Source organism: Rouxiella badensis, assembly GCF_026967515.2.
GTDB lineage: Bacteria > Pseudomonadota > Gammaproteobacteria > Enterobacterales > Enterobacteriaceae > Rouxiella > Rouxiella badensis.
The window spans coordinates 901,182-916,062 of the sequence record NZ_CP114062.1; the positions used below are offsets into that span (position 1 = coordinate 901,182).

Here is a 14,881-nt window from a genome sequence, read left to right on the forward strand (position 1 = left end):
AACAGGATGAATATGCAGATGTCTCAGATTCAACAAAGAGTGGGCGCGCTGTGTTTTAGCCTCGGCGGCGTGCAGTATCTGCTGGCGGAGTGGGTCAGTGCGGCAGGCTGGCATTCTCCGGCCTATTCCTACAGTCAGAATTACATCAGTGACCTCGGTATTCCGCTGCGTTCTCCGCTGCATAGCATAATGAACGGCGGCTTTGCCCTTGAGGGGGGGCTGTTTTTTATTGCCTGCTGCCTACTGCTTCCCCTGTTTAATGGCTCAGGACGATGGCTGTTTCTGCTCTGTGGATTGCTTCACGGCGCAGGCGGCGTGATGATTGCCCTGTTCCACAGCGGCTCGGCGGGCAAAGGCGTAACGCCGCATGAGATAGGGGCGGTGCTGGCGATAGCGGGCGGTAATCTGTGCCTGATTACCGTCGGCTGGATGATGCACGCCCGTCCAGGATTCACCGCTTACGCCTGGCTGAGTTTGTCTTTAGGCTGTCTGGGACTGGCCTGTATGGCGGCTATCACCGCCGCACTCTTCCCAATCGGCATTATCGAACGTGCCTCGGTTTACCCCATCACCCTGTGGCAAATCCTGACCGGAGTATTTTTGCTGACGCGTTCTAGCGCAGTGAAACGATAAATCCTAGCGCAAACAGCAGATAGAAAAAGACGCACAGCAGATCGAACCCTCGGCGGGTGCGCAGGAAAAAGGCCTCGGCGGAGCGCGCCGAAAAAGCCACGGCGTAGAGGCAAAAGATAGCCATGCCCATCAGCGCACAGCTGCCGACCAGCAGGAACACGCCGCCTTTAGGGGACGAGGCGCTCAGACCGACGCTGGTGACGGTAAACCAGGTTAGCACCGCCTTGGGGTTGGTGAGGTGAATGCCTAATCCTTGCAGGTAGAATCCCAATGAGTTGGCGGGTGCCTCGCCGACCTTTTTCGCAGACGGTGGCGTGTTAGAAAGGGCGCGCCGCAGCGCCTTATACCCCAGCCACAAGAGATAAACGGCACCGGCGATTTTGAGCCAGAAGATAAAGGCCGGATGAGAGGCCAGCAGGGCCGACACCCCGATACCGGTCATCACTCCCCAGCACAGTGAGCCAGAAATGACCCCTGAGGCTAGCACCAGACCAGCTTTTCTGCCGTAATTCATCGCCGCATTGGCGATAGACAGGTTGGCAGGACCGGGTGAGGCCGTACCGACCAGATAAACCAGTAAACCGGCAAAAAATGTGGAAAATTCAGTCATCTTTATCTCTTTGGTTATCGAATCCTGAATCTATCCTACGTGATGAAAAGGGCCAGAATTAAGACACAGATAGGCTTTAATTGGGCAGCACAGTGAGATTGTTACGCTTTGCCCGCGCGAAGGGAGTCACACGATAATGTGATAAGCATTACCATTTAAAGTATTTGCATGCCCTGTCATATGCTATTAATTTACTTTTTAAATTAATAAGTTGTCGCTATTCGTCATATTTAGACATCTCGCTCAAATTAAAAATAAGAGCGACGGTCTTCTATTTCCAAAAATTCTTTCTATTGCGGGACGCAAAGCATAATCTGGGGGAGTGATGAAGGTCTTCTTAAAAGCAATAACGTTAGCGTTATCCGCTGCGACGGTATTTAACGCGGCGGCGGCAGAAAATAATAATCCTCACAGTATTATTCGTTATGCCATCTGGAGTAATCCTAGCGGAACCTTTCATCCTACCCTGTATTTCAGCGATTATGACCGCGCCGTTATTTCTGCCGTCTTTAGCCGCCTGTTTATCCTGGATGAACATCAGAACCCTAAGCCGTCTCTGGCTGACAAATATGATTATTCCAATCAGGGAAAAACGCTGACGCTTCACCTTCGTGCCGGCGTGAAATGGCATGACGGACAACCCTTCACCGCCGAGGATGTCTACTTCACCTACGCAACCGAGGCCGACGGCGGGTTCCCGCGCGATACGCCGGACTTCGTCAAACACCTGGTTGGCTACGACGCGTACCACGCCGGTAAAACGGCAACGCTCGAAGGTATCAAGGTTATTGATCCTCAAACCATTAGTTTTACCTTTACCGCGCCTTATGCCGCCGCTTTCTCGCACTTTGCCGACAAGCCGGTGCTTGCCAAACACATCTGGAGCCAGGTGCCGGTTAAAGACTGGAATAAAGCCACCGGTCTGCTGAGGCATCCCGTCGGAACGGGGCCTTACAAGTTTGTCGAGTTTCTGCCAGACCAGTACGTCAAGCTAGAGCGAAACGACGACTATTTCGGCGGCGAGCCAAAAACCCAAATCTTGCTGTTTAAAATCTCCAATGCCCAGACGGTACAGAACGAGCTTATCAACGGCGATGTCGATATTGCTGAACTGTCTTCATGGAATAACCGTGATTTGCAGACCTATAAAAATGCCGGAATAAGAATTATCGAGCAACCCGGCGTGGGAGCACAGTATTTGTCTCTGGATACGCGAAATCCCAATCTTGCCGATACCCGCGTCAGAGAGGCTCTGGTATACGGCATCGATAGGCAGGCGATTGTCGATAAATTGCTGTTCGGGCACGGCGTAGTCTTTAATAGCAAAGACAGTCCGCAGAGCCCTTATTATCCAAAAGATCTCAATACTTATGCTTATAACCCCGAGAAAGCCAGGGCACTGCTAAAAGAAGCAGGATGGGTCGATTCCAATGGCGATGGGTTTGTCGAGAAAAACGGTCAGGAATTCACCCTGACTCTTAATTACCCGACCGGCAACCGAACGCGTGAGCTTACCGCGCCTATTATCCAGCAGAACCTGAAGAAAATAGGCATCAACGTGGTGCTGAGCGTCGCCGATTTTAACGCCACGCTGTCAATTCTACAGGATAAAAGCAAAGTCTATGACGGTGTGCTGATGGGGGGAACCTTCCGGCCGGGTCAGTACGATAATGATTTCTGGTGGGAGAGATTCACCTCACCGGAAGTAGATAATTATGCGGCGCAGTTTAACTCGACTATCGACCCTGACCGGCTCAGGGCAAACATTGGCGGTTGGTTGAAGGTGGTCAATCAGCAGGTTCCCCACGTCTGGCTCTATATTCCGAATCAGGGCTATGCGCTGAGTAAACGGGTGGTCAGCTACCACTCTTACCCTTATGAGCCCTTTGCCGATGTGGCTAACTGGACTGTGCAACAGTAACGGCCATTGGCCATTGACGTGAATCAGGATTGATAATGTTCAGCTATATTTTGCGCCGCGTTGTGATATCGATACCGGTACTGATTGGCATCTCGCTGGTGGTGTTTTTTCTGATAAAACTCCAGCCCGGTGATCCGCTGGTCGGTATGATTTCCCCAGAGACCACCCCGGAGCAAAAGCAGGAGATGCTGAGGCAGGCGGGTTATCTTGACCCGCTGTGGTTACAGTATCTGCGCTGGGCTTCACGCGCGGTGTTTGGCGATTTTGGCTATTCGTTGCAGAGCGGTGCTCCGGTGTTGACGTTAATCGATGAACGCATCGTTAATACGCTCTTGCTGGCGGGAAGTTCGCTGCTTATTACGCTGCTGATTGCGCTGCCTGCGGGAATTTTTCTCGGCCTTCGTCGCGGAAGTTTGCCGGATATTATGGCCTCGCTGTTCTCGTTCGTGGCGATATCTATCCCGGTGTTTTTTATTGCGATACTGCTGGTGAAAATATTCGCCATCAACCTGCGCTGGTTCCCGGTTTCCGGGGTTTCAACGCTGGGCACCCATGACCACGGCGCAGCGTATCTCTATGATGTCGCACGACACCTCTTTCTCCCGGCCGTCACGCTGGCTATCGGCAATATCGCGATTTTCAGCCGCTATTTGCGTTCCGATATCAGCCATCTGATTAATCAGAATTTTATTAAGGCGCTGTTTGCCAAGGGCCTGAAAAGGCGTGCGGTGATTTATCCGCACCTGTTAAAGAATGCCTCAAAACCGCTGATTACGGTGATTGGCATGGAGATCCCGGCGCTGCTCTCTGCCACGCTGTTGACCGAAATTATCTTCAACTGGCCAGGAATAGGGCGTTTGAGCTTTGACGCTATTCAGTCACGCGATTATCCGTTACTGATGGGCATCGTGTTGTTTCTTGCGGTGATTACGCTGGTTATCAATATTGTGGCCGATATTCTTTATGCCGTGGTCGACCCGCGCGTGAGGCTGACACCATGATGCAGGAACTCAAACCTTTCGGCCGCGCGCGGCGCATTATTTTCAGTCCGCTGCTTGCCGACCGCTATTTTCTGGTCGGGCTTATCCTTCTGCTGGCGCTCACGGCGTTGGCGCTGTTGGCCCCTTGGCTGACGGCGCACAGTCCCGATGATATGGACCTTTACGCCATCGAGGCTCCGCCGGATGCCGACCATCTGTTGGGTACCGATGAAATTGGCCGCGACGTATTTTCCCGCCTGCTTTACGGCGGTCGAGTCTCAATTTTGGTCGCACTGGCGGCGGTGTTCTTTCAGGCGGTGATTGGCGTCTCACTCGGCTGTATTGCTGGGTACAAACGGGGCCTCGCCGACACACTCGTCATGCGCGTCACCGATATCATCATGTGTTTTCCGTTCTACGCGTTGGCAATCACCTTGGCCGCCATTCTTGGGGCGAGTTCCTGGAACGTTATCCTGATTATCGGCGTGCTGCACTGGACCGGCATCGCCCGTCTAGTGCGTGCCGAGCTGCTTTCACTGCGCGAAAGTGGTTATGTGCAGGCCGCCAGGGCGATGGGAGTCGGCGGAATCACTATCGTTTTCAGGCATCTGCTGAGAAACGCCTATGCGCCACTGATTGTGAATTTAACGCTCGCGGTCGCCAACGCGATTCTTTCCGAGGCGGCGCTGAGTTTTATCGGCCTCGGCGTGAAACAGCCGCAGCCGTCCTGGGGAAATATGCTCGCTGCCGCGCAGAGCATCCGAGTGATCGACTATGAGTGGTGGCTGTGGATCCCGCCCGGTCTCACGATTGTTCTGATGGTGCTGGCCATTAACTTTATCGGTGAGGGGCTATCGAGAGTATTAAATCCCCGACCGGCAATACCCGTGAAAGATATTTATACCCACTAGCTAACGCTATTTCTAAAGGAGTATCGCATGACGCAGCCTATTGAAGAAAATAGCTTTACCGGCAAGGTTTCCGCAGAAGAAGCGCAGTTTTTAGAAAAAATTGACCGCTGGTTTGACGAGCATCGAAACGAATTTATCCAGGACCTGCTTGAATGGGTTTCTTTCCCAAGCATTGCCGATGAAAAATTGGCGCAGGACGGCAAGCCTTTTGGCAATGAGGTTGACCGCGTTTTTGAACACGTCAAGGCGCGGGCAAAAGCCCTGGGTTTTAAGACTGAAAGCCATGAAGGTTATGCTATTTCGGTGCTGTCTGACGACCGCGAAAACGCACAGGAACTGGGGCTTGTCTCGCATCTGGACGTGGTGCCTGCGGGTGACCACTGGTCCTTCCCGCCGTTTGAGCCTTTCGAACGGGACGGATTCGTGCTTGGCCGTGGCTCTTCTGACAACAAAGGTCCCGCTTTGCTCGACCTTTACCTGCTGCGCGCGTTCCGCGACCTGGACGTTTCACTGCATCACAAGCTGCGCATCATCTATGGCGGTGCCGAAGAAATCGGTATGAATGACCTTAAATACTTCGCTAAAAACGGGCCAGTACCGCGCTATTCCATCATCACAGACGGCGGTTTTCCGGTTAACTATGCGCAGAAAGGCGGCCTGAATCTGATTCTACACGTTCCTACCGGACCGCTGTTGAGCCAGCTGACGGCGGGAGTAGCGGAAAACGCCGTGCCATCGAGCGCGACGCTGCGCCTGAAGGGCCGAAAACTGGCCGAGGTCACTCAGGCCCTCGGTCAGATAAGCGCTTCACTGAGCGACAATATTACGGTTACTGAAGATGCCGGAGAGGTGCTGCTGGTGTCCCACGGCAAGTCGGGCCACGCCGCTTTCCCGGAGAACACGCAGAACGCCATCCCGATTTTGCTTGATGCGCTGGTGGCCAGTGAACTGTTGTCTGATGCGGATTTTCGCGCCGCACAGGCGATTAGCCAACTGCTGGCCGACCCGTGGGGCAAGAGCGCAGGTATCGCCTTCGAGGACGCGGAAACCGGTAAACTGACCTTGAACGGCGGACTGGCTATTCCAAGCGGACAGGGCGTTGACCTCTATCTGGACATTCGTTACCCGCTCTCGACCGACAAAACGGAGCTGTTTACGGCATTGCATCGCGCCATTGACCCGTTGAACGGTAATTTGACCGTCCTGCGTGATGATGCACCGACGCATATTGATAAAAACAGCCCGCTGGTCAAACGGCTACAGACCACCTTTGATGAAATTGCAGAAACGAAAACCCAGCCGTTTACCATGGGCGGAGCGACCCACGCCCGCGTGCTGCCGAACTCGATTACCTTTGGACCTGGTTTTGGGCGTAATCCTGCGCTGACCTTTAGGGGAGAAAGCGTGACGACGCGCCCTGACTTTATCCCTGACGGGCACGGTTCACCGCACGGTCCGGACGAGTTTGTTTCGTTGGAAAATCTCAAACGGGCCTTCAAGGTTTATGCGCTGACGGTGCCGCGTTTTGACCAGTGGCTCAAGCAGGGGCTCGTCGATAATGACCGATAGTCTTCCGCTGCTGAGCATCGAGAATTTGTCCGTAAAGTATCGCGGCCACGACGGTGACGTGGCGGCGGTCCAAGAGGTGACCTTTTGCCTATATCAGGGAGAAATTGCCGCGATTATCGGCGAATCAGGTGCGGGGAAATCGGCGATTGCGCAGGCCATTCCTGGCCTGCTGCCGGCCAACGCTGAGCTGTCGGGCAGGATAGTGTTTCAGAGCAAAGATCTGCTGAAGTTGCCTCGTTGGCAACTTTCGGCCCTCCGTGGGCGGGAAGTGGCGATGATCTTTCAGGACCCGACGTCCGCGCTGGATCCGGTATTTTCCATCGGCAGGCAGCTCGACGAGTCCATTGTGCTGGGTGAACCTTGCCTCAACGCGCGGCAGCGAAAAGCGCGCGCGATCGAGCTGCTTTCGCAGGTTGGGATCCCCGAGGCGGAGAAAGGGTTAAGCCGTTTTCCGCATCAGTTTTCCGGCGGACAGATACAGCGCATCATGATTGCGATGGCGCTGGCCGGTCGTCCAACGCTGTTGATCGCCGACGAGCCGACCACCGCGCTGGATGTCACGACCCAGCAGGAGATACTGGATTTATTATTCAGGCTCAATCAGCAATATAGAATGGCGATTTTACTGATAACGCACGATATGGGCGTCGTCGCCGATATCGCGCAGCGAGTCATTGTGATGCGGCAGGGGAAAATTGTTGAACAGAGTCCGGCGCAGACGCTATTTTCCGCTCCTCGGAATAGCTATACCCGTCATCTGTTGGCGGCGATCCCCGCGCCGGTTGATCATGAAGTTATCGCCACCCGTTTTAACGAGAATACTTTTGCCCAAGGCCTGCAGGTTGAGGATTTAAGCATTAGCTATGCGGCCGGCTTCGGTAAAAAAAATCGCGTGGTCGAGGGCGTTTCCTTTGAGATAGCTAAAGGCGAGTTTCTCGGGTTACTCGGCGAGTCGGGTTGCGGAAAAACAACCCTTGGCAAAGCCCTTTTAGGGATTGTGCCAGCGGACGCGGGGCGAATTACGCTGGCAGGAAAGCCCATCGATGGCAAAGGGCGCACAGAGCGGCAGCGTATCAAAGCCAAAATTGGCGCTATCTTCCAAAACCCTTTTAGCTCTTTAAATCCGCGTATGACCCTGGGTCAGTCGATTGCCGAGCCTTTATTGACTCATTCGGCGCTCACTCGACGGGATATTGATGCGCGGGTAAATTCTCTCATCGATCAGGTCGGGCTGCCTGCGACGTGGTCTGCGAGATACCCTTATGAGCTCTCGGGCGGCCAGTGTCAGCGTATTGCCATCGCACGGGCGATTGCGCTTAATCCCGAGCTGCTGATTGCCGACGAGCCAACCTCCGCGCTGGATGTCTCGATTCAGAAAAGTATTCTTAACCTGCTGCGCGACCTTCAGCAGGAGTATCAGTTTGCGTGTCTGTTCATCAGTCACGACTTGGCCGTGGTGCGCAGCCTGTGTCACTCGGCGGTGGTCTTGAAGAAAGGTCGTATCGTGGAGCAGGGGCGAGTCGGGGATCTGTTTTTACGGCCCCAGAGCGAGTATACCCAGGCGCTTGTTGACAGCGTGCCGCTCGCGAATCCGCAGCATCAGGAGAACAAGCGACGTGCCCGTGCCCCCTGGCTTTTTCCAACCCCTGAGGCTGCCGCCAACGGGGCGTGACGCGATCAGTTTGCAGCGCTTAACTGCGCCTGCATCCAACCTTTTAATGCGCAGATGTCTTCTCGAGCGGCTTTCTCGCGTGTAGTGACGAAATAGTATTTTCCTCCCGCTAGCGCGTGGTCGAACGGCACGGTGAGAATATTTTTCTCAATGAAATCTTTCGCCAGCAGACTGCTGACGATTGCGACGCCCTGTCCGGCGATGGCGGCCTGAATGGCGTGGGTTTCATCGGTAAAGCTAAGTCCCGCATCAATATTCAGAGACGCTGGGCCATAGCGGTCGCGCCACTGCGGCCAGTCTGGCGACGGCAGCGGAATATGCCGGTTCTCGACGTGAAACAGCGTCACCTGGTTGAGCTGTTCCAGCCGCGTGATGCCCAGAGACGGGCTGGCGACCAACACAAAGGTGTCTTCATGCAGCAGCGTCGACTCCAGCTGGTCGTCGGCCTCCATGCTGTAGCGGATCGCCACATCGACGGTATTTTTGCTTAAATCGACCAGTTCGACGCTGGTGTGCAGCCGCAGGTCGAGCGCAGGAACGCTGGCGCGTAAATGGGCCAGGCGCGGCACCAGCCAATGCGTGAGAAAGTTTGAGGTGGTCGTCAGCGTCAGTGCCGGGGGCAGCTGGCTACGGTAGATGTCGTTGACTGCATCCTGCAGGCTGGCAAAAGCCCGCTGTGTGGCCTGCTGAAGTCGCGTGCCCGCAGACGTGAGCGTGACTTCGCGCGCGCTGCGTAACAGCACCGCCGTCTCCAGCGACTCTTCGAGCACCCGAATCTGATGGCTGATGGCGGTGGGCGTTACGCCTATCTCATCAGCGGCGCGCTTGAAGCTGCCGAGACGCGCTACGGCATCGAAGGCCTTGAGCGAGCCCAACGGCGGCAGGCGTTTATCTTTCATGATGAGTTATTTTCATCCATGGCTGAAATCTATGACTTTGATTGCCCCAAGCTAAGCGATGTAATCTGGTTTTACAATGGCGCGAGGATGAATTTTGTTTATCCCGCTATCGGTAAATCAAATCAGGGGCAGGGCAGGATGATGCTACGTCTACAGAGAGAAATGACACCGCACCGCGAGCGGAAGGCGACGGAAACGTTAAGAGAAACGCTGTTGGGGGCGTTATCGCTGGTATTTGCGACGCTGGGGATTGCCGGCTTGCTGTTTGCCTGGGCAAGCTGGGCGCACAACGGGCTGGCGTCTCCGCTGACTTATGCCAGCAACGGTGTGGCGACCGTGCTGTTGATTGCGCTTTGGATTAACGAGAAAATCAGTTCACGTCCGTGGCTCAACAAAACATTACGGGCCCAGACCCGCCTCGCGGCCGCCTGCTGGCTTGAGGCGCTGGGGTCGGTGGGAGCGGGCGTGGCGCTCATTCTGCTGGCGCTGACCTATTACTGTTTCTGATGCGCAGAATTACGGCTGGCAGGGGGCATGAGAGGCAGGTACTATTTAGCGCATCCACGCCATGTTTAAACCTTTTCTCAGGATATTTATGCGCCACGCTAGCCCTCTCTTTCAGCGCGAATCTTTTATTACTCTGGCCTGCCAACAGTTGAGTGAACAGGTTGCGCTGGTGACGCTTAACCGTCCCGAGGCGCACAACGCCTATAATGCACAGATGGTCGATGAACTGGGGCAGATTGTCGCGCGGGTCGAAAAATCGCAAGAGATCCAAGTGGTGATCCTGACCGGGGCGGGCGAGAAAATTTTTTGTGCCGGGGCAGATCTGAAAGAGGCGTTTATCGATGACGGCAAGGGGCTGCTGAACGCCCACGGTGGCTACAGTCCATTGCAGTTTATGCCAAGACGAAAGGTGTGGATTGCCGCGCTCAACGGCCACGCCTTCGGGGGCGGTCTGGAGTTGGCGCTGCACTGCGATTTACTGGTTGCCGAGCAGCACGTCAGTCTGGCGCTGCCCGAGACACGGCACAGCCTGTTGCCGATTGGCGGAGGAATTAGCCAACTCGCCACCCTGCTACCGGCGGCAGTCGTTAAAGAGATGATTCTGGCCGGGAGCGCGCTGGACGCGTCGCGGGCATTGAGTCTTGGGTTGATTAATCGACTGGCAGAAAGAGAAAAGCTGATCGACACGGCGCTGGAGCTGGCTTTGCAGGTCACCCGCAACGCGCCGCTGGCGGTGCAGGCCTGTAATGCGCTGATAGAACACCGCCTTCACGGCGATCCCGCCACGCTCGAGGAACATATTCAGCGGGAGCTGGCGCAGATTCGGCAAAGCCAAGACTTTGCCGAAAGCACGCAGGCGTTTAAAGAAAAGCGCGAACCGCGCTGGAAGGGCGTTTAAAGCACTGTGGTCTTAAACAGTGCCGTCAGTCCGAGCCCACCGGCGATGCCCAGCATGGCCATCGCAAACTGTGGATGCGCGAGTGTTTCATCGTGGCTTTTCTGGCGGATGAGCTGGCTGAAGAGTCGCGTTACCATTACCCCGCCCGATGCGCCGTAGGGATGCCCGAGCGCAATCGCACCGCCCTGAAGATTGATGCGCTGTTCATCAATGCCGAGTGCATCGATTGACCCCAGTACCTGCGCCGCAAAGGCTTCGTTGAATTCAATGATGCTGACGTCGTCCAGCGTCAGTGCAGGCTGGCGCGCCAGCAGTTTCTGCGTTGAGGGCACCGGACCCAGCCCGAGATAGTTTGGCGAGACGCCTGCGCTACAAGCATCGACAAACATCAGCCCGCGCGTAAAACCCCATTCTCTGGCCTTTTTACGGCTCATGACCAGCAGCAGCGACGCCCCGTCGTTCAGCGGACAGCAGTTGCCCGCCGTCACGCTGCCATTAGCCACAAACACCGGCGACAGCTTCTCCAACCCGGCCATCGAGGCGTTAGGGCGCGGGCATTCGTCTTCTCGCCGCGTTTCTCCGCCAACCTCAACCGCAACAATTTCATCGGCAAACAGACCGTTTTGCGCGGCGGATACCGCACGCTGGTGGCTACGCAGGGCAAAGCTGTCCTGCCGTTGACGACTGATGCCGCATTTCTGTGCCACGTTTTCGGCGGCGATCCCCATGTCCGGGTCACCGATTTCGTCGGGCGAGAAGCGTGCCCGGGCATAGAAGCGCGGCATTTGTTTCAGAGTCTGCGGTTTCTCTACCCGCCATGGCGCCGTGCTGACGCTCTCAACGCCGCCCGCCAGATAACATTCCCCGGCCCCGGCCTGCACCAGGCGGCAGGCGTGGATCACCGCTTCTAAGCCCGAGCCACACTGCCTGTCAAGGGTGACGGCGGGAACTGAATCCGGCAGTCCGGCGTGCAGTGCCGCGAGGCGTGCAATGTTGCCGCCACCGCCGGTCGCATTGCCGAGAATGACTTCGTCGACGTCGGCGGGCTGGATCTTCTGCTGGTCAAGAATCTTATGGAACAGCGGGGCCAGCAGCGTTTCCATGCTCAGCGTGGCGAAGATGCCGTAGGCTTTGCCAATCGGCGTGCGGCAGGCTTCGACGACAACCGGTTCGCAGTCGCTGACGGGCTGGTAATTGAGTGAAATGTCAGTTGATTTCATGGTTAATGAACCTTTCCTCGAGTACGCTGCGTCGAATTTTACCGCTGGGCGTTAATGGCCAGTGGCTCACCTTGCAGAACTGGGCAGGAATTTTGTATTTCGCCAACTGCGTGAGGCACAGCGTCGGCAGCGTGGCGATATCGATCTTTTCAGTTTCGATAAAGGCAACCATCTTTTTACCGAGATAGGCGTCGTCAACCGCCAGCACCACCACCTCGACGATCCCCGGCAGAGACTTCAGCACCGACTCAACCTCTGAAAGGTAGATATTGTTGCCGCCGCTGACAATCATGTCGCCGCTGCGCCCAATGACGTGCAGTCGACCTTGATCGTTAATATAGCCCAGGTCGTGAACGGTCGAGCCAAAGGGCTGCTGCTTGAAAGCTTTGCCGTCATCGCCCCACAGATACCCCATGCACGCCTGTTCGCTGTCGAGGTAAATAATACCCGGTTGATTTTTGCCGAGCGGTTGGCCCTGCTCATCGCGAATTGACCAGCTGACCTCGGGGAAGGGCAGGCCAACGGTGGGCAGCGCCGAGTCAACGTTGTCATCGTCGAGTGACGAGACGGCGATAAACCCTAACTCTGACGCGCCGTAGTACTCTTGAATCCCGGCGTTTGGAAACTTGGCGCGCGCCTGCCGGTAATGATTGAACTCAAGCTTGGCACCTGCGCTCAGCAGATGCGTGACGCACGGTAGCGCTGCCGCGTCGATACGCGAGAAGGCGGTCAGCATCGTCGGCACCAGCACCAGGCGTTGAATCTGATGCTCAACCAGCAGGGCAAGTGCCCTATGGGCGTCCCACTTCTCCATGCAATACAAGGTCGCTCCTGCGTCCAGCGCCTCGTTCAGACAGTAAAGCCCGATGCCATGAAACAGCGGGCCGGGAAACAGCGTGCAAGCCGCAGAGGAGAGATTAAAAATATCGTAGCCGTTACGGAAGCTCACTCGCCACGAACGACGAGAACGCATAAAGGCCTTCGGCGTGCTGGTGGTACCGGAGGTGAAATTAATCAGAAAGGGCGTTGCGGCATCGACGTGGCGGATAAACGCCTGCGCCTCGGCCTCGCTGGCTTCGGCGTCAGCGACTTGCTCTACCGGCAACACATTGATGTTCATGCGCTGAGCGGCCTCGATTAAGGCAGCGTGCGCGCCTTTAACCAGCAGCAGGTCTGGCGCGAGGCGGGCGAGGACGTCATCCAACTGGCTGAGAGGCAGCTGCGGGTCAATCACCGCGCAAATGTGCGTATTAGCGGTGGCGGCAAGCCACGCGGGGGCAAATTCGAGGTCATTACCCAGCGCAACGGCGATGACTTTTCCCGGCGCAAAGGCACTTCCGCGCGCTGGCGACTTCACCATGGCGGCGTAGAAGCTTAGCGCACGCAGCCAAAGCTGTTTCCAGCTGAGCGTCTTGCCTTCAATATTGACCGCCGTCTGCGCGCCCATACGCTCGGCGTGCTGTTTTACCTTGTCGTGAACCGGCATGACTTACTCCGGCTCGATAAAGGTGAATTGAGTCGCCAACAGCTTGCGGGTGTCGTCGGGAATCGGGCGCGGTTTATTATCGTCAATATTGACACATACCCAGATCAGTTTGCCCTCAGCACAAATAACATTCTTATCTTTAATTTCTAATTTGATATTAAAGATTAAACTGCTATTGCCTAACTTCTCGATATAGACCGCAGGGAGAATAACGTCGTCAACCGTAAGAGGATAAAGGAAAACCGCTTCGCACTTCTTGACATGATAAGAGACGCCCGAGGTGGCCGGTCGAAAATAATTAATCATCTCATTGGCGCGCAATTGATTAACCACGGCGTCTTCAAAATAGTCTAAATAGACTGAATTATGCACATGACCATTGAGATCTATATCTCGCATTGACACGCGAAACGCCTCTACCTCATTATGACTCTTCATTTACACGACCTATCGCAACAATTCATTACAACTACAACCCGTTAAACGGTTTTCTCTGAAGAAAATGTTACATGAAAGATAAAGTCCTCACCAGAGCAATAGTCAGAGAGTTCGGCCCAATCCGCGACGTGGTTCAGCTTGAAAACACGGCGCTGCCGACGCTTGCCGCAGTCGATGCTCGGGTCAGAATGGTCTACGCCACCATTAATCCTTCCGACATTATTACTATTTCTGGTGCCTACCGTTCACGCATTTCGGTCCCCTTTGTGCCGGGTTTTGAAGGGGTTGGCGTGATTGAGCAGGCACCGCAAGGAAGCCACCTGCCCGTGGGCCAGCGGGTGTTGCCAATAGGCAGCATGGGCAACTGGCAGACCTTCAAGGATACCAAGCCCGAGTGGTGCTTTACGCTGCCCGATTTCGTCAGCGATCGTCAGGCGGTGAACAGCTACGTTAATCCGATGACGGCACTGCTGATGCTGACCGAGGCGCTGGACTTCAAGCCGGGCCAGCGGGTGCTTATCAACGCCGCCAATTCGGCTATCGGTAAGATGCTTATCCGCTTGGCGAATCAGAGGGGTCTGACGCCGGTTGCGGTGGTGCGTAAGAAGGAAAATCTCGATATTTTTGCGGGATACCGCACGGAGTATGTGCTTAACTCCAGCGATCCTGCCTTCCCGCAGGCGCTGGAACGGCTCAAGCGCAGCGGCGGCGTCGAGGCGATTTTTGACTGCATCGGCGGTGATGAATCCCTGATGTTTGCCGATACGCTGGTCGCGGGCGGGCAGTTTATTCACTACGGCCTGCTCTCGGGTAAGCCGGTTCCGCCAACCTTCTGGCGTACACGCCCCGACATTCGCTTTATGAACTTCCACCTGCGTCAGTGGGTGCACAGCCAAGAGAAATCGGTGGTGCAGAGGAAAATTGATCAGGTGATGGCCCTGATTCGCGACGGCGTAGTCCACACTGAGATAGCCACGGCGTTTAGCCTGAGCAATATTAGCGATGCGATAGACGCCGCACTTTCAGGCACGCTTAAAGGCAAGATCTTGATTGAGATGTAATACGCTCGCCGGCTAGTGAAAATAAAAAAAGCTGCGTCAGCGTCTGCGCAGCTTTTTTATTATTTGCTCAGTTTCA

At 55.4% G+C, this 14,881-nt stretch carries 14 protein-coding genes; 9 read left to right on the forward strand and 5 right to left on the reverse strand.

What is annotated here, in order from left to right:
* The first annotated feature begins 18 nt into the window (after positions 1-18).
* The gene (locus O1V65_RS04325) at positions 19-633 is read left to right on the forward strand and encodes a DUF998 domain-containing protein (protein ID WP_227952952.1); all 615 of its coding nucleotides are present in this window, start codon (positions 19-21) and stop codon (positions 631-633) included.
* Here O1V65_RS04325 and O1V65_RS04330 read toward each other — a convergent pair.
* Positions 614-1,243 (reverse strand): LysE family translocator, encoded by a 630-nt coding sequence (locus O1V65_RS04330; RefSeq protein WP_017491855.1) that lies wholly within the window; start codon positions 1,241-1,243, stop codon positions 614-616. The two genes, O1V65_RS04325 and O1V65_RS04330, sit on opposite strands and share 20 nt — an antisense overlap.
* Before the next feature lie 325 nt (positions 1,244-1,568).
* On the opposite strand from O1V65_RS04330, the gene O1V65_RS04335 reads away from it, so the two are divergent.
* Genes O1V65_RS04335 through O1V65_RS04355 form a run of 5 tightly spaced genes read left to right on the forward strand, consistent with a single transcriptional unit; the run spans position 1,569 to position 8,296 of the window.
* The gene (locus tag O1V65_RS04335) at positions 1,569-3,164 is read left to right on the forward strand and encodes an ABC transporter substrate-binding protein (protein WP_269130212.1); all 1,596 of its coding nucleotides are present in this window, start codon (positions 1,569-1,571) and stop codon (positions 3,162-3,164) included.
* A gap of 35 nt (positions 3,165-3,199) precedes the next feature.
* A complete protein-coding gene (locus O1V65_RS04340) occupies positions 3,200-4,165 on the forward strand; it encodes an ABC transporter permease (RefSeq protein ID WP_017491857.1) in 966 nt (321 codons plus the stop codon).
* Positions 4,162-5,055: an ABC transporter permease gene (locus O1V65_RS04345; RefSeq protein ID WP_017491858.1), complete on the forward strand. Its 894-nt coding sequence runs from the start codon at positions 4,162-4,164 to the stop codon at positions 5,053-5,055. The genes O1V65_RS04340 and O1V65_RS04345 overlap by 4 nt, the downstream gene beginning before the upstream one ends.
* Positions 5,056-5,082: 27 nt before the next feature.
* On the forward strand, positions 5,083-6,624 hold the full coding sequence (locus O1V65_RS04350; RefSeq protein WP_269130213.1) for a Sapep family Mn(2+)-dependent dipeptidase: 1,542 nt from the start codon (positions 5,083-5,085) through the stop codon (positions 6,622-6,624).
* Complete coding sequence (locus O1V65_RS04355) at positions 6,614-8,296, forward strand: dipeptide ABC transporter ATP-binding protein (protein WP_227956222.1); 1,683 nt, start codon at positions 6,614-6,616, stop codon at positions 8,294-8,296. Before O1V65_RS04350 ends, O1V65_RS04355 begins: the two co-directional genes overlap by 11 nt.
* 5 nt (positions 8,297-8,301) lie before the next feature.
* Here O1V65_RS04355 and O1V65_RS04360 read toward each other — a convergent pair whose 3' ends face one another.
* Entirely contained in the window at positions 8,302-9,195 is an 894-nt protein-coding gene (locus tag O1V65_RS04360) for a LysR substrate-binding domain-containing protein (RefSeq protein WP_084912460.1), read from the reverse strand.
* Between the two features lie 87 nt (positions 9,196-9,282).
* Between O1V65_RS04360 and O1V65_RS04365 the strand changes: the two genes are divergently transcribed.
* Together O1V65_RS04365 and O1V65_RS04370 are read left to right on the forward strand one after the other, a co-directional pair.
* Positions 9,283-9,702: a hypothetical protein gene (locus O1V65_RS04365; RefSeq protein ID WP_269130214.1), complete on the forward strand. Its 420-nt coding sequence runs from the start codon at positions 9,283-9,285 to the stop codon at positions 9,700-9,702.
* A gap of 88 nt (positions 9,703-9,790) precedes the next feature.
* Entirely contained in the window at positions 9,791-10,600 is an 810-nt protein-coding gene (locus O1V65_RS04370; RefSeq protein ID WP_017491864.1) for an enoyl-CoA hydratase/isomerase family protein, read from the forward strand.
* Here the strand turns inward: O1V65_RS04370 and O1V65_RS04375 are convergent.
* The 3 genes from O1V65_RS04375 to O1V65_RS04385 are packed head-to-tail and all read right to left on the reverse strand — an operon-like array spanning position 10,597 to position 13,744.
* On the reverse strand, positions 10,597-11,820 hold the full coding sequence (locus O1V65_RS04375; protein WP_269130216.1) for a thiolase family protein: 1,224 nt from the start codon (positions 11,818-11,820) through the stop codon (positions 10,597-10,599). The two genes, O1V65_RS04370 and O1V65_RS04375, sit on opposite strands and share 4 nt — an antisense overlap.
* Positions 11,807-13,306, reverse strand: a complete 1,500-nt coding sequence (locus O1V65_RS04380; protein ID WP_227977993.1) for a class I adenylate-forming enzyme family protein — start codon at positions 13,304-13,306, stop codon at positions 11,807-11,809. Before O1V65_RS04380 ends, O1V65_RS04375 begins: the two co-directional genes overlap by 14 nt.
* 3 nt (positions 13,307-13,309) lie before the next feature.
* On the reverse strand, positions 13,310-13,744 hold the full coding sequence (locus O1V65_RS04385; RefSeq protein ID WP_084912458.1) for an acyl-CoA thioesterase: 435 nt from the start codon (positions 13,742-13,744) through the stop codon (positions 13,310-13,312).
* A 71-nt stretch (positions 13,745-13,815) separates the two neighbouring features.
* Between O1V65_RS04385 and O1V65_RS04390 the strand changes: the two genes are divergently transcribed.
* Positions 13,816-14,805: a zinc-dependent alcohol dehydrogenase family protein gene (locus tag O1V65_RS04390; protein WP_192503861.1), complete on the forward strand. Its 990-nt coding sequence runs from the start codon at positions 13,816-13,818 to the stop codon at positions 14,803-14,805.
* Positions 14,806-14,881 lie beyond the last annotated feature (76 nt).